This is a genomic window from Polaromonas sp. P1_G4, from assembly GCF_056405475.1.
On record NZ_JBFUCA010000613.1, the window covers coordinates 1 to 2,198 of the forward strand.

The 2,198-nt window shown below is 59.4% G+C and carries 2 protein-coding genes; both read left to right on the forward strand.

What is annotated here, in order from left to right:
- Positions 1–713: class I SAM-dependent methyltransferase (locus tag AC1D1X_RS21230; protein WP_477699105.1), on the forward strand; the 713-nt coding region annotated here is incomplete at its 5' end.
- Positions 714–860: 147 nt separating this feature from the next.
- Positions 861–1,559 (forward strand): hypothetical protein, encoded by a 699-nt coding sequence (locus tag AC1D1X_RS21235; protein ID WP_477671497.1) that lies wholly within the window; start codon positions 861–863, stop codon positions 1,557–1,559.
- Positions 1,560–2,198: the final 639 nt, after the last annotated feature.

Sequence of the window (2,198 nt, forward strand, 5' to 3'; positions counted from 1 at the left end):
ACCCCTTGCTGGGCGAGATCTACAACGACTGGGTTCCCGGCACCGAGCTGGACCGCGAGCACAGAAATTACAGCCTGGACGAATACCGCTACCTGGCCGAGCAGGTCCAGTTCATCATTCAATACTTCGGGCTCCCGCCGGGGGAACTGGACGCGCTTGACTTCGGCTTCGGCTGGGCGCACTGGTCGAAGATGGCCATGGGATTTGGCTGCAATGTATGGGGTGTGGAGCTTTCCGAAGAACGCGCCCGCCACGGCAAATCCGTAGGGCTGCGGGTTGTCGGCCTGGCCGACCTGCCGGCCAGGAGGTTCAGGTTCATCAATACGGAGCAGGTCTTTGAACACCTGACGGAACCCAGGCTGGTGCTCGAGAAACTGCGCGATGCCCTGTCAGGAGACGGGGTCATCAAGATCAGCGTTCCCAACGCGGCTGCCGCGCTGAAAAAAATCAGCCAGGGGAAAGATTTCGGCGCGCTGTCGCCCGACGACCAGATGCCCATTGCCCCGCTCGAACACATCAACGCGTTCAGCCATGAATCGCTCGTCGCCTTCGGAAAAGAGTTTGGCCTGAAACCGCTGCGCCCCAAACTCTATCGGCTGTACAACAGTGCCTCGGGCCTGCTTCAGCCCAAAAATCTGGCGCGGGTTATTGCCCGGCCTGTCTACCGGCATATTTTTCCGGGCACCACATTCATCTATTTTGTGCGCGCCTAGCGCTGCGGCTTCATTTTTGGCGGGCTTGGCCGTAGGACGGCGCCGGAAGACGGCCGAGCGGTGCCGCACGGCCTTTAAGATAAAAAAAGCCGCACCGCATGTCGCGGTCCGGCCTGCTTCAGGTTGATTCAGAAAGCGAGGCACCCCATGCTGATCAAAAAAACCATCACCATCGCCGCAACGGCCACTGCCATGTTTCTGGCCGGCGGTCTTGCCCTTGCCGCACAAACAACAGATGCCGGTGTGAGCACCACGGCCGGGAATCCGGAAGGCGCAAAGCTGGCGAGCCGCTACAGCGCATTTGCCGGCTCACCCCAAAACGCCGAGTCACTGGTTGAGGGGTTGCGCACGGGCACACCGATCTCGCTGAGCCCCAGCCCGACCGGACCCAACGCCACCGCGCCAGCCGCAAGCCTTTCGCCGGCCACCGGAAAAATGGGTTACGGCAACATCAATATTGCCCTTGCGCTGGCCAAGACTTCGCTGGCCAAACAAGGCATCACCAACCCTACGCCTTCACAGCTCTCGGCCACACTGGGCGGCTTACTGTCCCAGAAGGCCGACGGCATTGGCTGGGGCCAGATTGCCAACAGCATGGGCGTGAAACTGGGCGCCGTCGTGAGCGCTTCGCATACCTCCAAAAGTGGCAAGAAAGCCAATGACAGCGTCCATGCCGTTCATGCCAGCAATGTCGCCACGGCTCACGCCTCCAGCAAAGGCCTGGGCGCCGGAAAAGAGTCCGGTAAAAGCGGCAGCAACGGCAATGGCGGCCAGGGTGGAGGCAATGGAGGCGGCCACGGCGGTGGTAATGGCGGAGGCAACGGTGGCGGAAATGGTGGAAAGTAACGCGCGCATCTGTTCAACCGCGTGCCGCTAAACCACAAGCACCTGCGCAAGGCAGCTGCATCGCTATCGATTTAATAGCTGCTTGCGCTCGCCCTGTCTGGCCTGCGGGCTCTTTTCCCGTAAGAACAGCAGCAACCCCCTCAACGCTTGCCCAATGTTCGCGCAGGCCGGGGCGCATGCCAGATGGGCCCGATGCGGGCCCCCGCTTTCGCGTCACTGAAGTCCAGTTGCGCGGGCATCGCGCCATGCTGGATTCGCGTCATGCCAACACCTTTCTTCGCTGGCCAAAATCATCAATCTGTTACATCAAGAAACATTTAGCAGGAATTGACGTTTGCCAGGTGCAAATCCAGTGCAGGCTTCCCGGCGCTGCCAGCGTCTTCGAGTAAAAATCCCAACCACGGCCAGTTCTCGCCTGTAGCGTCCACGTTGAATACTCACGAAGCACATCATTTTGGCCGCGTTTTCATGAAAAAATTCCGCTTTTAAAGAGCCCTCGGCTTGACTTGCGGACGCCAGTCGTCGACATTGTTAACACTTTGTAACACGCGGTGTTAGCCAAAGACAGAGCGCAAAAATACCTCTTGTCAGACAGCTGGCGCCACAACGCGATGCGGGCACCTTATGAAACTTCAACAG